Here is a 16,033-nt window from a genome sequence, read left to right on the forward strand (position 1 = left end):
TGATACGGGCCGCTGAGGCCGAACGGGTGGTCTGTGGCCCACTGCACCCCGCTGCGGCACACCGCCGCCCCGGTCCGCTCAGCCGCGGGTGGCCAGCAGGTGCAACTGGCCGGCGATCGCGTGGAAGGCCGGGGACTCGGCCGCGGCCTCCTCCAGCTCCAGCAGCGCGTCCAGAGCGCCGGGCTCCTGCTCGGCAAGGCCGCCCGCGACCAGGTCCGAGAAGATCCGCACTCCGTGCACGGCGGAGATCTCCAGACCCTCCGCCGTGAGGAGGCCGCTGAGCTGTTCGGGTGTGAAGCGCCGCGGCATCGGGTCGCTGCCGCCCCAACTGCCCTCGGGCGAGGCCAGGGCGCGGCGGGCGGCGGTGAAGTGGCCGGCGAGGGCGCGGGAGAGCACCGCGCCGCCGGCGCCGGCGGCCAGCAGGCTGAGCAGGCCCGCGGGCCGCAGCGCCGCGACGGCGTTGCGCACCCCGTCGGCCGGGTCGTCCACGTACTCCAGGACGCCGTGGCAGAGCACCACGTCGTACCCGCCGCGCTCCACGACCTCGAAGAGTCCGTGCACATCGCCCTGCACTCCGCGCACCCGCTCCGCGACGCCCGCCTCGGCCGCGCGGCGCTGGAGGCCGAAGAGGGCGTCGGGGCTGGGGTCCACGACCGTGACGCGATGGCCGAGAGCGGCGATCGGCACGGCGAAGTTGCCCGTGCCGCCACCGGTGTCGAGCACGTCGAGCACCGGCCCGCGGGGCGAGCGCCCCTCCTTGGCACGCCGGTCGAGCGCCTCGCGCAGCACCCGCCAGACGACGGCCGTACGCGCCTGCGCCCGGCTGCCGCTCCCCCGCCCGGTCGCGGCCGGCGCCTTTGGGCCCTCCGGGGCAGCGGGAACGGACGGGGCGGGCGGGGCGCTGCTCTGGTCCTGCGACATGGATGCTCCGTACGCTGCTCCGGCTCGATGGCGGGCCCCAGCTTAGAGCGTGCCGATGAGCCCCTTGACCCTGCTTCCCGCTTACGCCGGAGGCGTTAGGCGCCGTCCGCCTCGCTCTGCCGGGGCAGCAGCGGCTGCACCACCAGCGCCCGCTCGACTATGCGCACGAACATCCCCGTCGCCCGGATCAGATCGTCCGCGTCGCGCCAGCTGACCGCTCCCTGTATGCCGGCCTCGGCGCGGGCCCGCACCCGGGCGCCGGCGGCGAACAGGGCGCTCCACTCGGCCAGTTCGGGAGCGACCTCGGGGAGGACCTCCCAGGCGCTGCGGATGCGCTTGCGGCGCCGGGGGGAATCCTCGGGGCGCCCGCGCACGGCGAGCACCGCGGCGGCGGTGCGCAGCGCCGCCAGATGGGCGGTGGCATAGCGCTCGTTGGCCGTCTCCAGCACCGCGGCCTCCTCCAGCCCGGCGTGCGCCTGGGCCAGCAGGTCCAGCGCGGCGCGGGGCGCCGGGGGGCGGCGGAGCTCGGGCCGGCCGGACCCGGCGGACCCGGCGGAGGGGTCAAACGCGGTGGTCGGGGGGCGGTGAGCAGTGGCACCGTGCGTGGGCTTGACTGCCATGGCGGCCTCCTTACTTCTCACGTCCTGTCGGTCGTATGCCCCCATCGTGGGGCACACCACTGACAATCCCTCCGGAGAAGGCCCTGACCTGGGACGATGCCGACAGGCGGCGGCCGGGTCCGTACAAACGAACGCGCCGCCCCGGTGCGGAACGATCCCCCGTCGTTCCGCGCCAGGACGGCGCTTCCTCCCGGCCGGTCCCCCTCCCCGCCTCCCGCTCCGCCGCCCCGTGCCGGCGGTGCGGGCCGCGAGCTCCTCCGGCCTGGTGACCACTCTGCCGTCGGCGCGGGCCGGGCCCATCCGGGCAACTACTCATCTCTCCCCCTAGGTACGGGTACTCACGCCTGCGCCCGCGACCCCATCCCCGGCGGGCGGCGGCGTGAGCAGGCGTTAGGGTCCCCGCATGGCACGGATTGCGGTGATCGGCGCCGGGATGGGCGCGATGGCGGCGGCGGCGCGGCTGGCGACAGCCGGGCAGTCGGTGACGGTGTACGAACGCGGGGAGACCTACGGCGGCGGGGTGCGCCGCCTGGTCCGCGACGGCTTCGGCTTCGACACCGGGCCGGGGCTGCTGCACCTGCCGGCCGTCTACCGCGACCTCTTCCTCAAGACCGGCCGGCGCCCGCTGGAGGAGTGCGTCGGGCTGACGCCGCTGGACCCGGCCGTGCGGCACGTCTTCCCGGACGGCACCGCCGTCACGCTGCCCGCCTCGCGCGGCGGCGTGGTCGAGGCGCTGGACTCCCTCGCCGGGCCGGACGCCGGGCGGCAGTGGGGGGAGCTGGTCAACCGGGGGCGGGACGTCTGGGAGGCCGTCCGCCGGCCGCTGCTGGAGGAGCCGCTGGCCGCCGATCCCCGGTTCCTGGGCCGCGAGCCCTATCCGCCGGTCGAGGTGCGGCGCGGGCTGCTGCGCCGGCCGCGGCCCGTACGGGCGCGGACGCTGGCGGAGGTCTGCGCGGGTCAGCTGGACGACCCCCGGCTGCGCGCGATGCTCGCGGGCGAGGCGCTGGCGTACGGCTTCGATCCGGCGCGGGCGCCGGCCTCCGCCGCCGTACTGCCGTACCTGGCGCAGACGTTCGGCAGCTGGTACGTGCACGGCGGCCTGCGCGCGCTCGCCGAGGCGCTGTACGGGCGCTGCCTGGAGCGCGGCGTCACCTTCGCCTTCGACACCCCGGTCGCCGGCGTGGCGACCGAGGGGGGCCGGGTGTCGGGGGTGGAGCTGGCGGACGGGCGGACGGCCGGGGCGCGGTACGTGGTGGCCGGTGTCCCGCCGGCGGGGCTGCGCGCCCTGGCGGGCGGCGGGGCGGAGGACGGGGGAGCGGGGGACGGCGCGTCGGCCCCCGGGCGGATCGTCGTCTGCCTGGCGCTGCGCGGCGCCCGCCCCCGCGACGCCGTGCACCGCACGGTCGTCCACGGCGGGGCGCAGGAGGCGCAGGCGCGGTGGGCCGTCCGGGGCGAGGGCGGCCTCCCGGCCGAGGCTCCCTCCGTCACGGTGCTGCGCCCCGACGACCCCGCCCAGCGGCCAAACGACGGGCACGAGGCGGTGACGCTGAGCGCGGTGGTCCCCGCCGGCGCGGACTGGGACGCGTCGGCGGCCGGGCTCTTCGCGGACCGGATGGCCGAGGCGGCCGAGGCGGCGGTGCCGGGACTGCGGGAGCGGACGCTGTGGCGCGAGGTCCGCACCCCCGCCGACACGGAGCGCGAGACGGGCGCCAGGGGCGTCCCGGGCCCGGCGCTCGCGGGGGGCGGTGGCGCGTATCTCGTACGGGGCAACGGCACCGGGGTGGCGGGCCTGTACGCCGTGGGCGGCTGGGCGCACCCGGGCGGCGGGCTGCCGCACGCGGGGATGTCCGGGGCGCTGGTCAGCGGGCTGATCGTGGAGGGGGCGGGCTTCCGCGGCTCGCAGTGAGACCGGGCGGTGCACGGGGCGGGGAAGGCGACGGCCCGCCGGCGCTGGCGGGCCGTCCCGCTGTCCCGGGAGGGTCAGTAGCGGTACTGGCCCTCGTAGTAGCCCGGCTGCTGGGTCGGGTACTGCCCGGTCTCGTACCCCTCGCCCTCGCGCTGCTGCGGCAGCCAGGTGCCGTCGGCGCCGTAACCGCCCTGCTGCGCCGGGTACTCGCCGGTGGTGTAGGCCCCCTGCGTGCCGTAGCCGCCCTGCTGGCCCTGGTCCGCCGTGGGGTGGGAGCCGGTGTCGTAGCCCTCGTAGTACGACGGGGTGGCGTACTGGGTGCCGCTGTACTGGTCGGTGTAGCCACCCGTGTCGTAGCCGCCGGTGGCATAGCTGCCGGTGTCCTGGTACGCCGGGTTTCCCTGGGCCGGGTAGCTGCCGGTGTCGTACCCGGTCGTCGGGTAGGAGCCGGTGTCGTAGCCCTGGTAGCCCGCCGTCGTGGCGTAGCTGCCGGTGTCCTGGCCGGTCGTGGCGTAGCTGCCGGTGTCGTAGCCGCCGCTGTAGGCGTCGTACGCACCGGAGCCGGCCGGGGCGCTCGGCGGCGCGGCGCCGGCGCCCCCGAAGGGCGTGAACTGGGCGGTGGCGGGGGCCTCCTGCTCGGCCGGCGCGCGGCGGGGCAGCGGCGCCTCCTCCTCGAAGTCGTCGTACTCCTGCCGGGACGGCTCCTCGCGCCGCCGGGGGCGCGGCATCAGTTCCTCGTCGTCCTCCGCGTGCGGGCCCAGCGCCCAGCCGTCGGAGAAGCCGCTGCGGTACGAGAGGGTCACCTTCACCTGGCCCACGGCGAAGAGCACCGCGCCCAGGCCGATGACGAGCCGGCTGCCCATGACGAACAGCCCCGCGGCGACGAGCAGGAAGCCGGCCAGGGCCAGCAGGCGCCAGCGCAGCCGCGCCTTGTACTGCATCAGCACTTCCCACAGCAGCCAGAGGGTCACGGCCGCGAAGGCGATGTACAGGACAGTCCTCATGCCCTCGCCCATGTTCCGCCTGCTTTCCGCCGCGTCATGCCGGCTGTCGGGACCGCTCGTGCAGCCCGAGGTTTTCGTAGATCTCCAGCGTTGCCGTGGAGTGGTTCAGCGTAATGAAATGCAGTCCGGGGATTCCCTCGGCCAGCAGCCGTGCACTGAGCTTGGTGGCGTGCTCGATGCCAAGGGAGCGTACCGCCGCCTTGTCGTCCTTGACGGCGAGAATGCGATTCGCGAGGTCGCTGGGGAATTCCTCGTTGCTCAGCTGGGCGAAGCGCTCGATCTGGCCGATGTGGGTGACCGGCATGATCTCCGGGATGATCGGCGTCTCACAGCCGGCCGCGGCGACGCGGTCGCGCAGGCGCAGGTAGTCCTCGGCGCGGTAGAACATCTGGGTGATCGCGTAATCGGCGCCCGCGCGGCACTTGTTGACGAAGTGCCGGATGTCCGTTTCCCAGTCCGCCGAGCGCGGGTGCATATTGGTGAATGCGGCCACACCGACGCAGAAATCCCCGGATTCCTTGATCAGGCGGACGAGTTCCGCGGCATATGTCACACCCTCCGGATGCGCGATCCATTCGCCCATCGGATCGCCGGGCGGATCACCGCGTACGGCGAAGACGTTGCGGATCCCGGCGTCCGCGTACTGGCCGATGATGTTGCGCAGTTCGGCGACGGAGTGCTCGACCGCCGTGAGGTGCGCCACGGGCGTCAGCGTGGTGTCGGTGGCGAGGCGCTCGGTGGCGCGCACGGTGCCCTCGCGGGAGGAGCCGCCGGCGCCGTAGGTGACGGAGACGAAGGTCGGCCCGACCGCCTCGATGCGGCGCACGGCGTCCCAGAGGGTGCGTTCACCCTTCGGGGTTTTGGGCGCGTAGAACTCGAAGGAGAAGGACTGCTTCCCGGACGCGAGAAGCTCACGAACGGTGATCGCTCGATCTGTCCTGGTCGATGCGGTGCCGTGGGCCATACGGGGCAGGCTAACCGCCCGGTAGCCGCAGACCCAAGGGCTCGCCCCTTTTGTCCCAATGGTCGTGCGGAGTAGGTGCTTCCGGCCCCTTCCGGCCCCTTCCGATGCCTGCCGCCTCCACCGCCGCCCCCTACTGCCGCCCCCGTCTCAGTCCGCGGCGGCGGCTTCCCGCAGTCGGGCCGCCAGGTGCGCGGCGGCGCTCCCGGGGTCCTGGGCGGCGGTGAGGGCGCGGACGACGACGATCCGGCGGGCGCCCGCGTCGAGGACCTCGTCCAGGTTGGCGGCGTCGATGCCCCCGATGGCGAACCAGGGGCGCGCGGGGGCCAGCGCGGCGGTGCTGCGGACGAGGGCGAGGCCGGGCGCGGGGCGGCCGGGCTTGGTGGGGGTGGGCCAGCAGGGGCCGGTGCAGAAGTAGTCGACGCCGGGCTGGACGGCGGCGGCCGCCGCCTCGGCCTCGCTGTGGGTGGAGCGGCCGATCAGCACCCGCTCGCCGAGGAGGGCGCGGGCGGCGGGCACGGGCAGGTCGCCCTGGCCGAGATGGAGCACCGGGGCGCCGGCGGCGTGCGCCACGTCGGCGCGGTCGTTGACGGCGAGCAGCCGGCCGTGGCGCCGGCAGGCGTCCGCGAAGAGCGCCAGCAGCTCCAGCTCCTCGGCGGCCTCCAGGGACTTGTCCCGCAGCTGTACGACGTCTACGCCGCCGGCGAGCACGGCGTCGAGGAAGGCGGGCAGGTCGCCCTGCGCCTTACGGGCGTCGGTGCACAGGTAGAGCCTGGCGTGGTCCAGCGTCATGGGTCCCCCCGGGGTCGCGTCCGTTGCGGCTGGGGGGATTGTGCCCGAGCGGCGGGCACGCCGGTCCTACGGGGCGGTACGCGGGGTCGGTACGGGGCCGGGCGCACGGTTGCTCCACCGCACCGGCCCCGTACCGCTCAGTGCGCCGCTAGACGGCCAGCGCCTGGGCGCGGCGCTTCACCTCCGTGCCGCGGTTCTCCAGGAGCGCCTGGGCGGGCGTGCCGGGCAGGGTGTCGTCCGGCGTGAAGAGCCACTCCAGGGCCTCCTCGTCGCTGAAGCCGTCGTCGCGCAGCAGCGTCAGCGTGCCCGACAGCCCCTTCACGATCCTGTCCTCGTCGATGAAGTCGGCCGGCACCATCAGCGCGTTGTTCTCCCCCCGGCGCACGGCGATGATCAGGCCCTCCTTCACGTACTGGCGCACCCGCGTCACCTCGACACCGAACCTTTCGGCGATGTCGGGCAGGGTCAGCCACGCAGGTACAAGTGCATCGGTCTTCGCGTCGATCTCGGTCACGGGACAAGCCTGCCATCTCCCACCGACAGCCGGTACAGGGCACCGTCTGTCGGAGGGACGCCCGACGCGGCGCCCGCTCAGCGCACCGCCGACTTCAGCGGGACCGCCGGGTCCGCCGCCCGGGCCGCGTCCAGCCGCGCGCCCTGCGCGATCAGCTTGCGCCCCTGCGTCAGGTCCCGGGGGCGCCCGACGGCCAGCAGCGCCACCAGCGCCCCGTCCCGCAGCCAGCACACCGCCCAGGAGGCGTCCGCCGGCTCCCCGCGCCAGACCAGCTCGTCCGCGCCGCCGTGGTGCCCCGCGTACTGCACGAAGCGCCCGAACTGCTCCGACCAGAAGTACGGCACCGGGTCGTACGCCACCGGTGCCGGGTCCGCGCAGCTGTCGGCGACGATGTTCGCCGCGACGGTGGCCGGCCCCTGCAGCGCGTTGTCCCAGTGGTGGACGAGCAGCCGCTCCCCGTAGCGGGCGGAGGGGAAGGAGGCGCAGTCGCCGACGGCGTAGACGTCCGGCGCGGTGGTGCGCAGCCGCGCGTCCGCCAGGACCGCCCCGTCGGGGCCCAGGTCGACGGCGGAGGACTCCAGCCACCGGGTGGCCGGGCGGGCGCCGATGCCGACCACCACCGCGTCCGCCGGCAGCCGCCGGCCGTCGGCCAGCTCCACCGCGCCGTCCACCACCCGCGCGACGGCCGTCCCGGTGAGCAGCCGCACGCCCGCGGACTCGTACCAGTCGGCCATCGGCGCCGCGACCTCGGCGGGCAGCGCGTGCGCGAGCGGGCGGTCGGCCGCCTCCACGACCGTGACGGAGCAGCCGGCCTCGCGGGCGGCGGTGGCGAACTCCGCGCCGATCCACCCGGCGCCGACCACGACGATCTCGCCGCGCCCGGCGAGCACCGGGCGCAGCCGCTCCGCGTCGTCCAGGGTGCGCAGCAGGTGGACGCCGGGGACGCCCGCGCTGCCGGGCAGCGCGACGGGTTCGGCCCCGGTGGCCAGCACGAGCACGTCGTACGGCACCTCGCCGGCCTGCGTACGCACCACGCGGCGCCCGGCGTCCAGGCCCGAGGCACTCTCCCCCAGGCGCAGTTCGACGTCCAGCGCCTCGAAGTCCACGTCGAAGGCGGAGTGCTCCGCCTTGCCGAGCAGGACGGCCTTGGACAGCGGCGGGCGGTCGTAGGGCTGGTGCTGCTCGGCGCCGATCAGGACGACCTCGCCCGCCCAGCCCTGCTCGCGCAGCGCGACGGCCGTCTGCACCCCGGCCATACCGGCCCCGACGATGACGGCCCGCCAGCCGCTGGTCCGCTCGTTCATGCGGTCACCCTAGGTCAGAACATCCCCGCAACGGGCCTGCCACCTGCGCGATCCGCGGTCACCTGGGCGGGCGCCCCTGGGAGCGCCCCGCAACTGCCGCTACCCTGGCGGACGTAGACCACTCGCGGGAGCCCGGTGGACGGGCTGAGAGGGAGGCGGACGCCTCCGACCGTACGAACCTGATCCGGGTCATGCCGGCGAAGGGAGGGGCTGTCCGGTCATGCGGTCAGTCAAGTCAGGCACATCCAGCACGGCAAGCACGTCCTACGACACCCTGATCATCGGCGGCGGCATCATCGGCCTGGTGACCGCCTGGCGCCTCGCGCAGCGCGGCCTCGCGGTGGCCGTGGCCGATCCGGCGCCCGGCGCGGGCGCGGCTCGGGTGGCGGCGGGGATGCTCGCGCCCGTGACGGAGGTCCACTACGGGGAGGACGCGCTGCTGGCGCTGAACCTCGCCTCCGCCCGCCGCTACCCCGACTTCGCGGCCGAGCTGGCCGAGGCCGCGGGAGGGGCGGGCGCGGCGGACGGGGACATCGGCTACCGCGCCTGCGGCACCCTCGCGGTCGCCCTCGACGCCGACGACCGGGCGCAGTTGCGCGAACTGCACGCCTTCCACGGGCGGTTGGGGCTCTCCTCGCAGTGGCTGCAGGGCCGCGAGTGCCGCCGCCTGGAGCCGATGCTCTCCCCGGCCGTACGCGGCGGGCTGCGTGTCGACGGCGACCACCAGGCCGACCCCCGCCGCCTCGCCCGCGCCCTGCTGCTGGCCTGCGAGCGCGCCGGGGTCGCCGTCCACCGCACGCGCGCGCTGCGGCTGACGGTGGCGGGCGGCCGGGCGCGCGGCGCGGCGCTGGCGGACGGCACGCAGGTGTCGGCCGGGCGGACGGTGCTGGCGGCCGGCAGCCTCTCCGGGCGACTGGACGGCGTACCGCCCCAGGTGCTGCCGCCGGTGCGGCCGGTGAAGGGCCAGGTGCTGCGGCTGCGGATCCCGCCCGCCGCCGCCCCCTTCCTCTCGCGGACCGTGCGCGCGGTCGTGCGGGGGGCGGACGTCTACCTGGTGCCGCGCGAGAACGGCGAGCTGGTGGTCGGGGCGACCAGCGAGGAGCTGGGCTGGGACACCACGGTGACGGCCGGCGGGGTGTACGAACTCCTGCGCGACGCCCATGAGTTGCTCCCCGGACTGCGGGAGCTGCCGCTGGTGGAGACCGCCGCCGGGCTGCGCCCCGTCTCCCCCGACAACGCCCCGCTGCTCGGCGCCACCGCCCTGGACGGACTGCACCTGGCCACCGGCCACGGCCGCAACGGCGTACTCCTCACCCCGGTGACGGGCGACGCCCTGGCCGAGGAGCTGACGGGCGGCGAACTGCCGCCCGAGGCACGCCCGTTCCACGCACGCCGGTTCGCGCAGAAGGGGCTGTCCCGCGTATGAGCACGATCTCCGTGAACGGACGGCCCCGCGAGCTGCCCCCCGGCGGCCTCACGCTGGCCGCCCTCGTCGCCGCCCTGTCCCCCGCCGCGAACAGCGCGGCCGCGGGCCTGGCGGCGGCCGTCAACGAGGCGGTCGTCCCGCGCTCGCGCTGGTCGGCCACCGAGCTGCGCGCGGGCGACCGCGTCGAGGTGCTGACCGCCGTGCAGGGCGGGTGAGCGCGATGGACCCCGCGGGCACCCCCGCGCGCACCCCGGACGATCCCCTCGTCATCGCCGGTACGGCCCTGGGCTCGCGCCTGATCATGGGCACGGGCGGCGCCACCGGCCTGGACGTGCTGGAACGCGCCCTGCTGGCCTCCGGCACCGAGCTGACCACCGTGGCCATGCGCCGCCTGGACCCGGGCGTCCAGGGCTCGGTGCTCTCCGTGCTCGCCCGCCACGCCATCCGCGTGCTGCCCAACACCGCCGGCTGCTACACGGCCGGCGAGGCGGTGCTCACCGCGCGGCTGGCCCGCGAGGCGCTGGGCACCGACTGGGTGAAGCTGGAGGTCATCGCCGACGAGCGCACCCTGCTGCCGGACCCGGTGGAGCTGCTGGACGCCGCCGAGACCCTGGTGGACGAAGGCTTCACCGTGCTGCCGTACACCAGCGACGACCCGGTGCTGGCGCGCAGGCTGGAGGACGCGGGCTGCGCGGCGGTGATGCCGCTGGGCTCGCCCATCGGCTCCGGGCTCGGCATCCGCAATCCGCACAACTTCGAGCTGATCACCGCGCGGGCCGGGGTGCCGGTGATCCTGGACGCGGGCGCGGGCACCGCCTCGGACGCGGCGCTGGCGATGGAGCTGGGCTGCGCGGGTGTGATGCTCGCCTCAGCGGTGACCCGGGCGCAGGACCCGGTGCTGATGGCGGCGGCGATGCGCGCCGGGGTGGCGGCGGGCCGGCTGGCGTACCGGGCCGGGCGCATCCCCCGGCGCTACTTCGCCCGCGCCAGCTCGCCGCGGGAGGGGCTGGCGGAGCTGGACCCGGAGCGGCCGGCGTTCCCCTGACGGCTTCCGGCGGCTTCCGGCGGCTTCCGGCGGCTCTCGGAGGACAGCCGTCAAGCCGTCCTACGTCAACGTTGTGCTCCAGTCCGGCCGCAGTACGCAACCGAAGGCCCGGCCCCTGTCCAGCCCCTCGTAGAATCCGGACCGTGGACACGCCCCGCCCCTACCCGCAGCCCCACCCGCAGCACGATCCGCTGCTCGGGCACACGCTCGACGGCCGCTACCGCATCGACGCGCGGATCGCCGTCGGCGGCATGGCCACGGTCTACCGCGCCCTGGACCTGCGGCTGGACCGGGTGGTGGCGCTGAAGGTGATGCTCCCGGCGCTGGCGGCCGACCCCGGCTCGGTGGAGCGCTTCATCCGCGAGGCGAAGGCCGCCGCGGCGCTGGCGCACACCAACGTGGTGGGCGTCTTCGACCAGGGCATCGACGGCCCGTACGTCTTCCTCGCGATGGAGTACGTGGCCGGCTGCACCCTGCGCGACGTGCTGCGCGGCCGCGGCGCGCTGCAGCCGCGCGCCGCCCTGGACATCCTGGAGCCGGTGCTCGCCGCGCTCGGCGCCGCGCACCGGGCCGGGCTGATCCACCGCGACATGAAGCCGGAGAACGTCCTGATCGGCGACGACGGCCGGGTCAAGGTCGCCGACTTCGGCCTGGTCCGCGCGGTCGACACGCACAGCACCAACGCGAGCGGCCAGATCCTGGGCACCGTCTCCTACCTGGCGCCCGAGCTGATAGAGCAGCAGCCGGCGACCCCGCGGGCGGACGTCTACGCCTGCGGCGTGCTGCTGTACGAGATGCTGACCGGCTACAAGCCACACCGCGGCGAGAACGCCGCCCAGATCGTCCACCAGGCCCTCCACCACGACGTGGGGCTGCCCTCCGAGCTGGCCCCCGGGGTGGCGCCCGAGCTGGACGGCCTCACCCTGGCCGCCACCGCCCGCGATCCCCGCCGCCGGCCCGCGGACGCGGTGGAGCTGCTCTCCAAGGCCCGCGCCGCCCGCGCCGCGCTCGGCGACGCCCAGCTCGACGCGCTGCCGCCGACCGCCCGCCGGGCGGAGCACAGCGGCTCGGAGGACCTCACCAGCGTGGTGCCGCGCCCGGAGGCGGCGGCGCGGGCGGCATCGCGGGCGGAGGCGGCGGAGGCGCAGCTGAACCGCACCAGCGTGCTGCAGATGGCGCCCCCGCCACCGCCCGCGGGGGGCTACGGCCCGCCCCCCGGCCGTGCGCGGCGCACGCCGGGCGCCCCCCGGCGCGGGCTGCTGGCGCTGGCGGGTGCGCTGATCGTGATCGTGCTGGGCACGGGCGTCTGGTACATCAACTCGGGCCAGTTCACCAAGGTGCCGGCGGTGCTGGGCAAGACGCAGGTGCAGGCCGAGAACGCCCTGGAGGGCGAGGAGCTGCGCTTCCGGGTCCGGGAGGTCTTCCATCCGACGGTCCCGCGCGGCGAGGTGGTCAGCAGCCTCCCCGGCCAGGGCGACCGGATCCGCGACAACGGCACGGTCACGCTGACGGTCTCCAAGGGGCCGGCGCGGGTGCCCGTACCGCAGCTGGCCGGGATGGCGCTGGAGCAGGCGCGGCAGCGGCTGGAGCAGGCGGGGCTGCGGGCGGGGAGGGTCACCGAGGAGTTCCACGACTCCGTGCGGGCGGGCGCGGTGGTCGACACCGGCATCGCGCCGGGCCGCGACGTCCGCAACGGTACGGCCGTACCGCTGGTCGTCTCCAGGGGCCGCCCGGTCGAAGTGCCGGACGTGGTCGGCCGCGAGGAGGCGGAGGCGGTCGCGGAGCTGCGCGAGGAGGGCCTCACGGTGGAGGTCGCCCCGCAGCGCGTCTTCTCCGAGGAGGACGAGGGCACGGTCGCCACGGTCGACCCGGCGCCCGGCACGCGCCTCGCCGCGGGCGACACGGTGACGGTCGCGGTCTCCAAGGGGCCGGACCTGGTCGAGGTGCCGGACGTGGAGGGCATGAGCGCCGACGAGGCGGAACGCACGCTGCGCGCGGCCGGCTTCGAGGTGAGGCGCAACAGGATCTTCTTCGGCAGCGAGGTGTTCCAGCAGTCCGTGTCGGGCGGCGACGAGGCCCCCCGGGGCAGCGAGATCACGATCTGGGTCAGGTGACGGCGAAGGGGCGGGCAGCACTCCCCCACGGGGCCCCGCAGCCCCGGCCGTCCACCTCAGACCTACAGTTCGGGTCCGTCGCCCGGCGATTCCTGGTACGAGTAGCGCTGCTCGCGCCAGGGATCGCCGACGTTGTGGTAGCCGCGCTCCTCCCAGAAGCCGCGGCGGTCCGCCGTCATGTACTCCACGCCGCGCACCCACTTGGGGCCCTTCCAGGCGTACAGCCGCGGCACCACCAGCCGTACGGGGAAGCCGTGTTCGGCGGTGAGGAGTTCGCCGTCCTTGTGCGTGGCGAAGATCGTGTCCCCGGCGAGGAAGTCCTCGATCCGCAGGTTGGAGGAGAAGCCGTACTCGGCCCAGACCATCACATGGGTGACGTCGGGCGCGGGGGGCACCAGCTCCGCCACCGTACGGGCGCACACGCCGCCCCACTCCGCGCCCAGCATGCTGAACTTCGTCACGCAGTGCAGGTCCGCGACCACCGCCTCGTACGGCAGGGCGGAGAACTCCTCGTGGTTCCAGGCGTGTTTGGCGCCGTCCGCCGTCGCACCGAAGACCGCGAACTCCCAGCGCTCCGGCCTGAAGCGGGGCACCGGACCGTAGTGCGTCACCGGCCAGCCCCGCTGCAGGCGCTGCCCCGGGGGAAGCTCCCCCGCACGGCTTTCGAGCTGACCCATGACCCAATGGTGTCAGACCGCTGCGGATGGTCATGACCGGGGATCGCGGCAAAGCACCCGCTGGCAACTCACAGTAAGCATGCACTTACTGGATTCCACCGGCGCCGGGTGCGAGGATGCGCAGCGCGTCGCGAGCGGGGTGCCCGGTGAGGGCACTCCCCCACGCGTCCCCCCACGCATCCGTCGGTACACGGAAGGACCACGCGCCATGCAGGGCGACCCCGAGATCATCGAGTTCCTGAACGAGCAGCTGACGGCGGAGCTGACCGCCATCAACCAGTACTGGCTCCATGGGGCGATCCAGGCCCACAAGGGCTGGGTGAAGCTGGCCAAGTACACGCGTGCCGAGTCCATCGACGAGATGAAGCACGCCGAGATCCTGACCGAGCGCATCCTCTTCCTGGACGGACTGCCCAACTACCAGCGGCTGTTCCACGTACGGGTGGGGCAGACGCTGACGGAGATGTTCGAGGCGGACCGGCAGATCGAGGTCGAGGCGATCGACCGGCTGCAGCGGGGCATCGAGGTGATGCGGGCGAAGGGCGACGCGACCTCGGCGAACATCTTCGAGGAGATCCTCGCGAGCGAGGAGCACCACATCGACTACCTCGAGACGCAGCTGGAGATCATCGCGAAGATCGGCGAGGACCTCTACATCGCGCAGCAGATCCAGCAGCCGGACAGCTGAGCCGCGGCCGGCGCGCGGTCAGGGCCGTCCAGGACCCCGTTACGCCGCGTCGGCCAGCGCCGCCGGCCGTGGCTCCAGCGCCCCGGGCGCCTTCGCCGCGATCAGGTCGCCGCGGGGGCAGCCCTGGCCGCGGCCCAGCAGGGCCTGGATCCGGCGGACGCACGAACCGCAGTCCGTACCCGCCTTGGAGGCGGAGGCGATGGCGCGCGGCGTGCAGCGCCCCTCGGCGGCATGCGCGTGCACCTGCTCCTCGGTGATGCCGAAGCACGAGCACACGAACATGGACGCTCCCGGACCGAAGGTTTTAGGTAACCCTAACCTTACCCGGCCCGGGAGCGTCCCAAAAGCGTGAGCCGGGTCTCACCCCGGCGCCCGCCCGTCACCGGCGCCCCTCACTGGTCGCGGTACATCTCCGCGACCAGGAACGCGAGGTCCAGCGACTGCGAGCGGTTGAGGCGCGGGTCGCAGGCGGTCTCGTAGCGCTGGTGGAGGTCGTCGACGAAGATCTCGTCGCCGCCGCCCACGCACTCGGTGACGTCGTCGCCGGTCAGCTCGACGTGGATGCCGCCCGGGTGCGTGCCCAGCTCCTTGTGGACCTCGAAGAAGCCCTTGACCTCGTCCAGCACGTCGTCGAAGCGGCGCGTCTTGTGGCCGGAGGCCGCCTCGAAGGTGTTGCCGTGCATGGGGTCGCAGACCCAGGCCACCTCGGCGCCCTGCGCGGTGACCTTCTCGATCAGCGTGGGGAGCCGGTCGCGGACCTTGTCGGCGCCCATCCGCGTGATGAACGTCAGCCGGCCCGGGGTGCGGTCGGGGTCGAGGCGGTCGACGAGCGCCAGCGCCTCCTCGGCCGTGGTGGCCGGGCCGAGCTTGACCCCGATCGGGTTGCGGATGCGCGAGGCGAACTCGATGTGCGCGTGGTCGAGTTGGCGGGTGCGCTCGCCGATCCAGATCATGTGCCCCGACACGTCGTACAGCTCGCCGGTACGGGAGTCCACCCGGGTCATCGCCGACTCGTAGTCCAGGACCAGGCCCTCGTGCGAGGAGAAGAACTCGACCGTCCTGAACTGCTCGGGGTCGACCCCGCAGGCGTTCATGAAGCTCATCGCCCGGTCGATCTCGCGGGCGAGGGCCTCGTAGCGCTGGCCGGAGGGCGAGGAGCGCACGAAGTCCTGGTTCCAGGCGTGGACCTGGCGCAGGTCGGCGTAGCCGCCGGTGGTGAAGGCGCGGACCAGGTTCAGCGTGGAGGCCGAGGCCTGGTACATCCGGGCCAGCCGGCGCGGGTCGGGCAGCCGGGACTCGGGGGTGAAGTCGAAGCCGTTGACGGAGTCGCCCCGGTAGACCGGGAGGGTGACGCCGTCGCGGGTCTCGGTGGGCTTGGAGCGCGGCTTGGAGTACTGCCCGGCGATCCGGCCGACCTTCACCACCGGCACCGAGCCGGCGTACGTCAGCACGGCGCTCATCTGCAGCATCGTCTTGAGCTTGTTGCGGATCTGCTCGGCGGAGACCCCCGAGAACGCCTCGGCGCAGTCGCCGCCCTGCAGCAGGAACGCCTCGCCCCGGGCGACGGCGGCCATCCGGTCGCGCAGCTGGTCGCACTCGCCGGCGAAGACGAGGGGCGGATAGGACTCCAGCTCGGCGATCACGTCGCGCAGGGCCTGGGCGTCGGGCCACTCGGGCTGCTGGGCCGCGGGCAGGTCGCGCCAGGAGGGCGCCCCGGGGGCTGCCTTGTCGTCGGGGGTCGTCTCGAGCTGGGAGTTGGCGTTCACCCGCCCAAGGGTACGGGTTCGTCCCCTTCCCTCCCGGTGGCGCCCATTCCCTGAGACGGATGGTCCACGGTTGCCGGGGGCGTGGCCGGGGGCGGGTGGGGCGGGGGTTCGCGGGCGATGCGCCTGACGCGCGGGGCGCGGTGCGCTACGGTGGCGGCCATGTTCGCGCAGACGTCCACGTTCTCCTGGTGGTGGCCCCGTTTCCCGGTGGCCCCGCCGACGTGTGCGCAGACATAGACCGCGCACACACGACGCACTGGCCGCCCGAGGGCGGCCTTCGGCGTTTCCGGGGCCG

General features: G+C 74.7%; 16 protein-coding genes and 1 riboswitch. Of the genes, 6 read left to right on the forward strand and 10 right to left on the reverse strand.

Going from position 1 to position 16,033, the window contains the following annotated elements:
* Positions 1–78: 78 nt before the first annotated feature.
* Both ACFQLX_RS00795 and ACFQLX_RS00800 read right to left on the reverse strand, forming a co-directional pair.
* Positions 79–921 carry a methyltransferase gene (locus ACFQLX_RS00795; protein WP_386410504.1) on the reverse strand — a complete coding sequence of 281 codons (843 nt, stop codon included), beginning with the start codon at positions 919–921 and terminating at the stop codon, positions 79–81.
* A gap of 95 nt (positions 922–1,016) precedes the next feature.
* Entirely contained in the window at positions 1,017–1,541 is a 525-nt protein-coding gene (locus ACFQLX_RS00800) for an SAV_6107 family HEPN domain-containing protein (RefSeq protein WP_386410507.1), read from the reverse strand.
* 403 nt (positions 1,542–1,944) lie between these two features.
* Here ACFQLX_RS00800 and ACFQLX_RS00805 point away from each other — a divergent pair, with 403 nt between their 5' ends.
* Positions 1,945–3,447 (forward strand): phytoene desaturase family protein, encoded by a 1,503-nt coding sequence (locus tag ACFQLX_RS00805; RefSeq protein ID WP_386410509.1) that lies wholly within the window; start codon positions 1,945–1,947, stop codon positions 3,445–3,447.
* 74 nt (positions 3,448–3,521) lie between these two features.
* Here ACFQLX_RS00805 and ACFQLX_RS00810 read toward each other — a convergent pair whose 3' ends face one another.
* From ACFQLX_RS00810 to ACFQLX_RS00830, 5 genes are all read right to left on the reverse strand, one after another.
* Positions 3,522–4,451, reverse strand: coding sequence for a hypothetical protein (locus ACFQLX_RS00810; protein WP_386410511.1), 930 nt, complete (start codon positions 4,449–4,451; stop codon positions 3,522–3,524).
* Between the two features lie 34 nt (positions 4,452–4,485).
* Positions 4,486–5,415, reverse strand: coding sequence for a methylenetetrahydrofolate reductase [NAD(P)H] (gene metF / locus ACFQLX_RS00815; protein WP_386410514.1), 930 nt, complete (start codon positions 5,413–5,415; stop codon positions 4,486–4,488).
* Positions 5,416–5,562: 147 nt separating this feature from the next.
* On the reverse strand, positions 5,563–6,204 hold the full coding sequence (gene thiE, locus ACFQLX_RS00820) for a thiamine phosphate synthase (RefSeq protein WP_386410517.1): 642 nt from the start codon (positions 6,202–6,204) through the stop codon (positions 5,563–5,565).
* 148 nt (positions 6,205–6,352) lie between these two features.
* On the reverse strand, positions 6,353–6,718 hold the full coding sequence (locus ACFQLX_RS00825) for an Rv2175c family DNA-binding protein (protein ID WP_386410519.1): 366 nt from the start codon (positions 6,716–6,718) through the stop codon (positions 6,353–6,355).
* 77 nt (positions 6,719–6,795) lie between these two features.
* Positions 6,796–8,022 carry an NAD(P)/FAD-dependent oxidoreductase gene (locus tag ACFQLX_RS00830; protein ID WP_386410521.1) on the reverse strand — a complete coding sequence of 409 codons (1,227 nt, stop codon included), beginning with the start codon at positions 8,020–8,022 and terminating at the stop codon, positions 6,796–6,798.
* A gap of 114 nt (positions 8,023–8,136) precedes the next feature.
* Positions 8,137–8,245: riboswitch (TPP riboswitch) on the forward strand.
* Here ACFQLX_RS00830 and thiO point away from each other — a divergent pair.
* The 4 genes from thiO to pknB all read left to right on the forward strand — a co-directional run bounded on the left by thiO (position 8,243) and on the right by pknB (position 12,607).
* On the forward strand, positions 8,243–9,448 hold the full coding sequence (gene thiO, locus ACFQLX_RS00835; RefSeq protein ID WP_386410524.1) for a glycine oxidase ThiO: 1,206 nt from the start codon (positions 8,243–8,245) through the stop codon (positions 9,446–9,448). Its footprint overlaps the riboswitch before it by 3 nt.
* Positions 9,445–9,663, forward strand: a complete 219-nt coding sequence (gene thiS / locus ACFQLX_RS00840; protein ID WP_386410527.1) for a sulfur carrier protein ThiS — start codon at positions 9,445–9,447, stop codon at positions 9,661–9,663. The genes thiO and thiS overlap by 4 nt, the downstream gene beginning before the upstream one ends.
* Positions 9,664–9,668: 5 nt before the next feature.
* Positions 9,669–10,493, forward strand: coding sequence for a thiazole synthase (locus ACFQLX_RS00845; RefSeq protein WP_386410666.1), 825 nt, complete (start codon positions 9,669–9,671; stop codon positions 10,491–10,493).
* Between the two features lie 143 nt (positions 10,494–10,636).
* Positions 10,637–12,607, forward strand: coding sequence for a Stk1 family PASTA domain-containing Ser/Thr kinase (gene pknB, locus ACFQLX_RS00850; RefSeq protein WP_386410530.1), 1,971 nt, complete (start codon positions 10,637–10,639; stop codon positions 12,605–12,607).
* A 62-nt stretch (positions 12,608–12,669) separates the two neighbouring features.
* On the opposite strand, the gene ACFQLX_RS00855 is transcribed toward pknB, so the two are convergent.
* Positions 12,670–13,284: a sulfite oxidase-like oxidoreductase gene (locus ACFQLX_RS00855; protein ID WP_386410533.1), complete on the reverse strand. Its 615-nt coding sequence runs from the start codon at positions 13,282–13,284 to the stop codon at positions 12,670–12,672.
* A 208-nt stretch (positions 13,285–13,492) separates the two neighbouring features.
* On the opposite strand from ACFQLX_RS00855, the gene bfr reads away from it, so the two are divergent.
* Positions 13,493–13,972 carry a bacterioferritin gene (gene bfr / locus ACFQLX_RS00860; RefSeq protein WP_386410535.1) on the forward strand — a complete coding sequence of 160 codons (480 nt, stop codon included), beginning with the start codon at positions 13,493–13,495 and terminating at the stop codon, positions 13,970–13,972.
* Between the two features lie 39 nt (positions 13,973–14,011).
* Here the strand turns inward: bfr and ACFQLX_RS00865 are convergent, their stop codons facing one another.
* Together ACFQLX_RS00865 and ACFQLX_RS00870 are read right to left on the reverse strand one after the other, a co-directional pair.
* On the reverse strand, positions 14,012–14,254 hold the full coding sequence (locus ACFQLX_RS00865) for a (2Fe-2S)-binding protein (RefSeq protein WP_386410537.1): 243 nt from the start codon (positions 14,252–14,254) through the stop codon (positions 14,012–14,014).
* 110 nt (positions 14,255–14,364) lie between these two features.
* The gene (locus tag ACFQLX_RS00870; RefSeq protein ID WP_386410669.1) at positions 14,365–15,666 is read right to left on the reverse strand and encodes a class II 3-deoxy-7-phosphoheptulonate synthase; all 1,302 of its coding nucleotides are present in this window, start codon (positions 15,664–15,666) and stop codon (positions 14,365–14,367) included.
* Between the last annotated feature and the right edge of the window lie 367 nt (positions 15,667–16,033).

Source organism: Streptomyces polyrhachis (assembly GCF_042663125.1).
Taxonomy (GTDB): Bacteria; Actinomycetota; Actinomycetes; order Streptomycetales; family Streptomycetaceae; genus Streptomyces; species Streptomyces polyrhachii.

Excerpts from the sequence above, each read along its gene's own strand:
- ACFQLX_RS00805 (WP_386410509.1), top strand. The coding sequence starts at position 1,945 with ATGGCACGGATTGCGGTGATCGGCGCCGGGATGGGCGCGATGGCGGCG.
- ACFQLX_RS00830 (WP_386410521.1), bottom strand. The coding sequence starts at position 8,022 with ATGAACGAGCGGACCAGCGGCTGGCGGGCCGTCATCGTCGGGGCCGGT.
- ACFQLX_RS00810 (WP_386410511.1), bottom strand. The coding sequence starts at position 4,451 with ATGAGGACTGTCCTGTACATCGCCTTCGCGGCCGTGACCCTCTGGCTG.
- ACFQLX_RS00800 (WP_386410507.1), bottom strand. The coding sequence starts at position 1,541 with ATGGCAGTCAAGCCCACGCACGGTGCCACTGCTCACCGCCCCCCGACC.
- ACFQLX_RS00855 (WP_386410533.1), bottom strand. The coding sequence starts at position 13,284 with ATGGGTCAGCTCGAAAGCCGTGCGGGGGAGCTTCCCCCGGGGCAGCGC.
- ACFQLX_RS00795 (WP_386410504.1), bottom strand. The coding sequence starts at position 921 with ATGTCGCAGGACCAGAGCAGCGCCCCGCCCGCCCCGTCCGTTCCCGCT.
- ACFQLX_RS00865 (WP_386410537.1), bottom strand. The coding sequence starts at position 14,254 with ATGTTCGTGTGCTCGTGCTTCGGCATCACCGAGGAGCAGGTGCACGCG.
- metF (WP_386410514.1), bottom strand. The coding sequence starts at position 5,415 with ATGGCCCACGGCACCGCATCGACCAGGACAGATCGAGCGATCACCGTT.
- thiO (WP_386410524.1), top strand. The coding sequence starts at position 8,243 with ATGCGGTCAGTCAAGTCAGGCACATCCAGCACGGCAAGCACGTCCTAC.
- bfr (WP_386410535.1), top strand. The coding sequence starts at position 13,493 with ATGCAGGGCGACCCCGAGATCATCGAGTTCCTGAACGAGCAGCTGACG.
- thiS (WP_386410527.1), top strand. The coding sequence starts at position 9,445 with ATGAGCACGATCTCCGTGAACGGACGGCCCCGCGAGCTGCCCCCCGGC.
- thiE (WP_386410517.1), bottom strand. The coding sequence starts at position 6,204 with ATGACGCTGGACCACGCCAGGCTCTACCTGTGCACCGACGCCCGTAAG.
- ACFQLX_RS00845 (WP_386410666.1), top strand. The coding sequence starts at position 9,669 with ATGGACCCCGCGGGCACCCCCGCGCGCACCCCGGACGATCCCCTCGTC.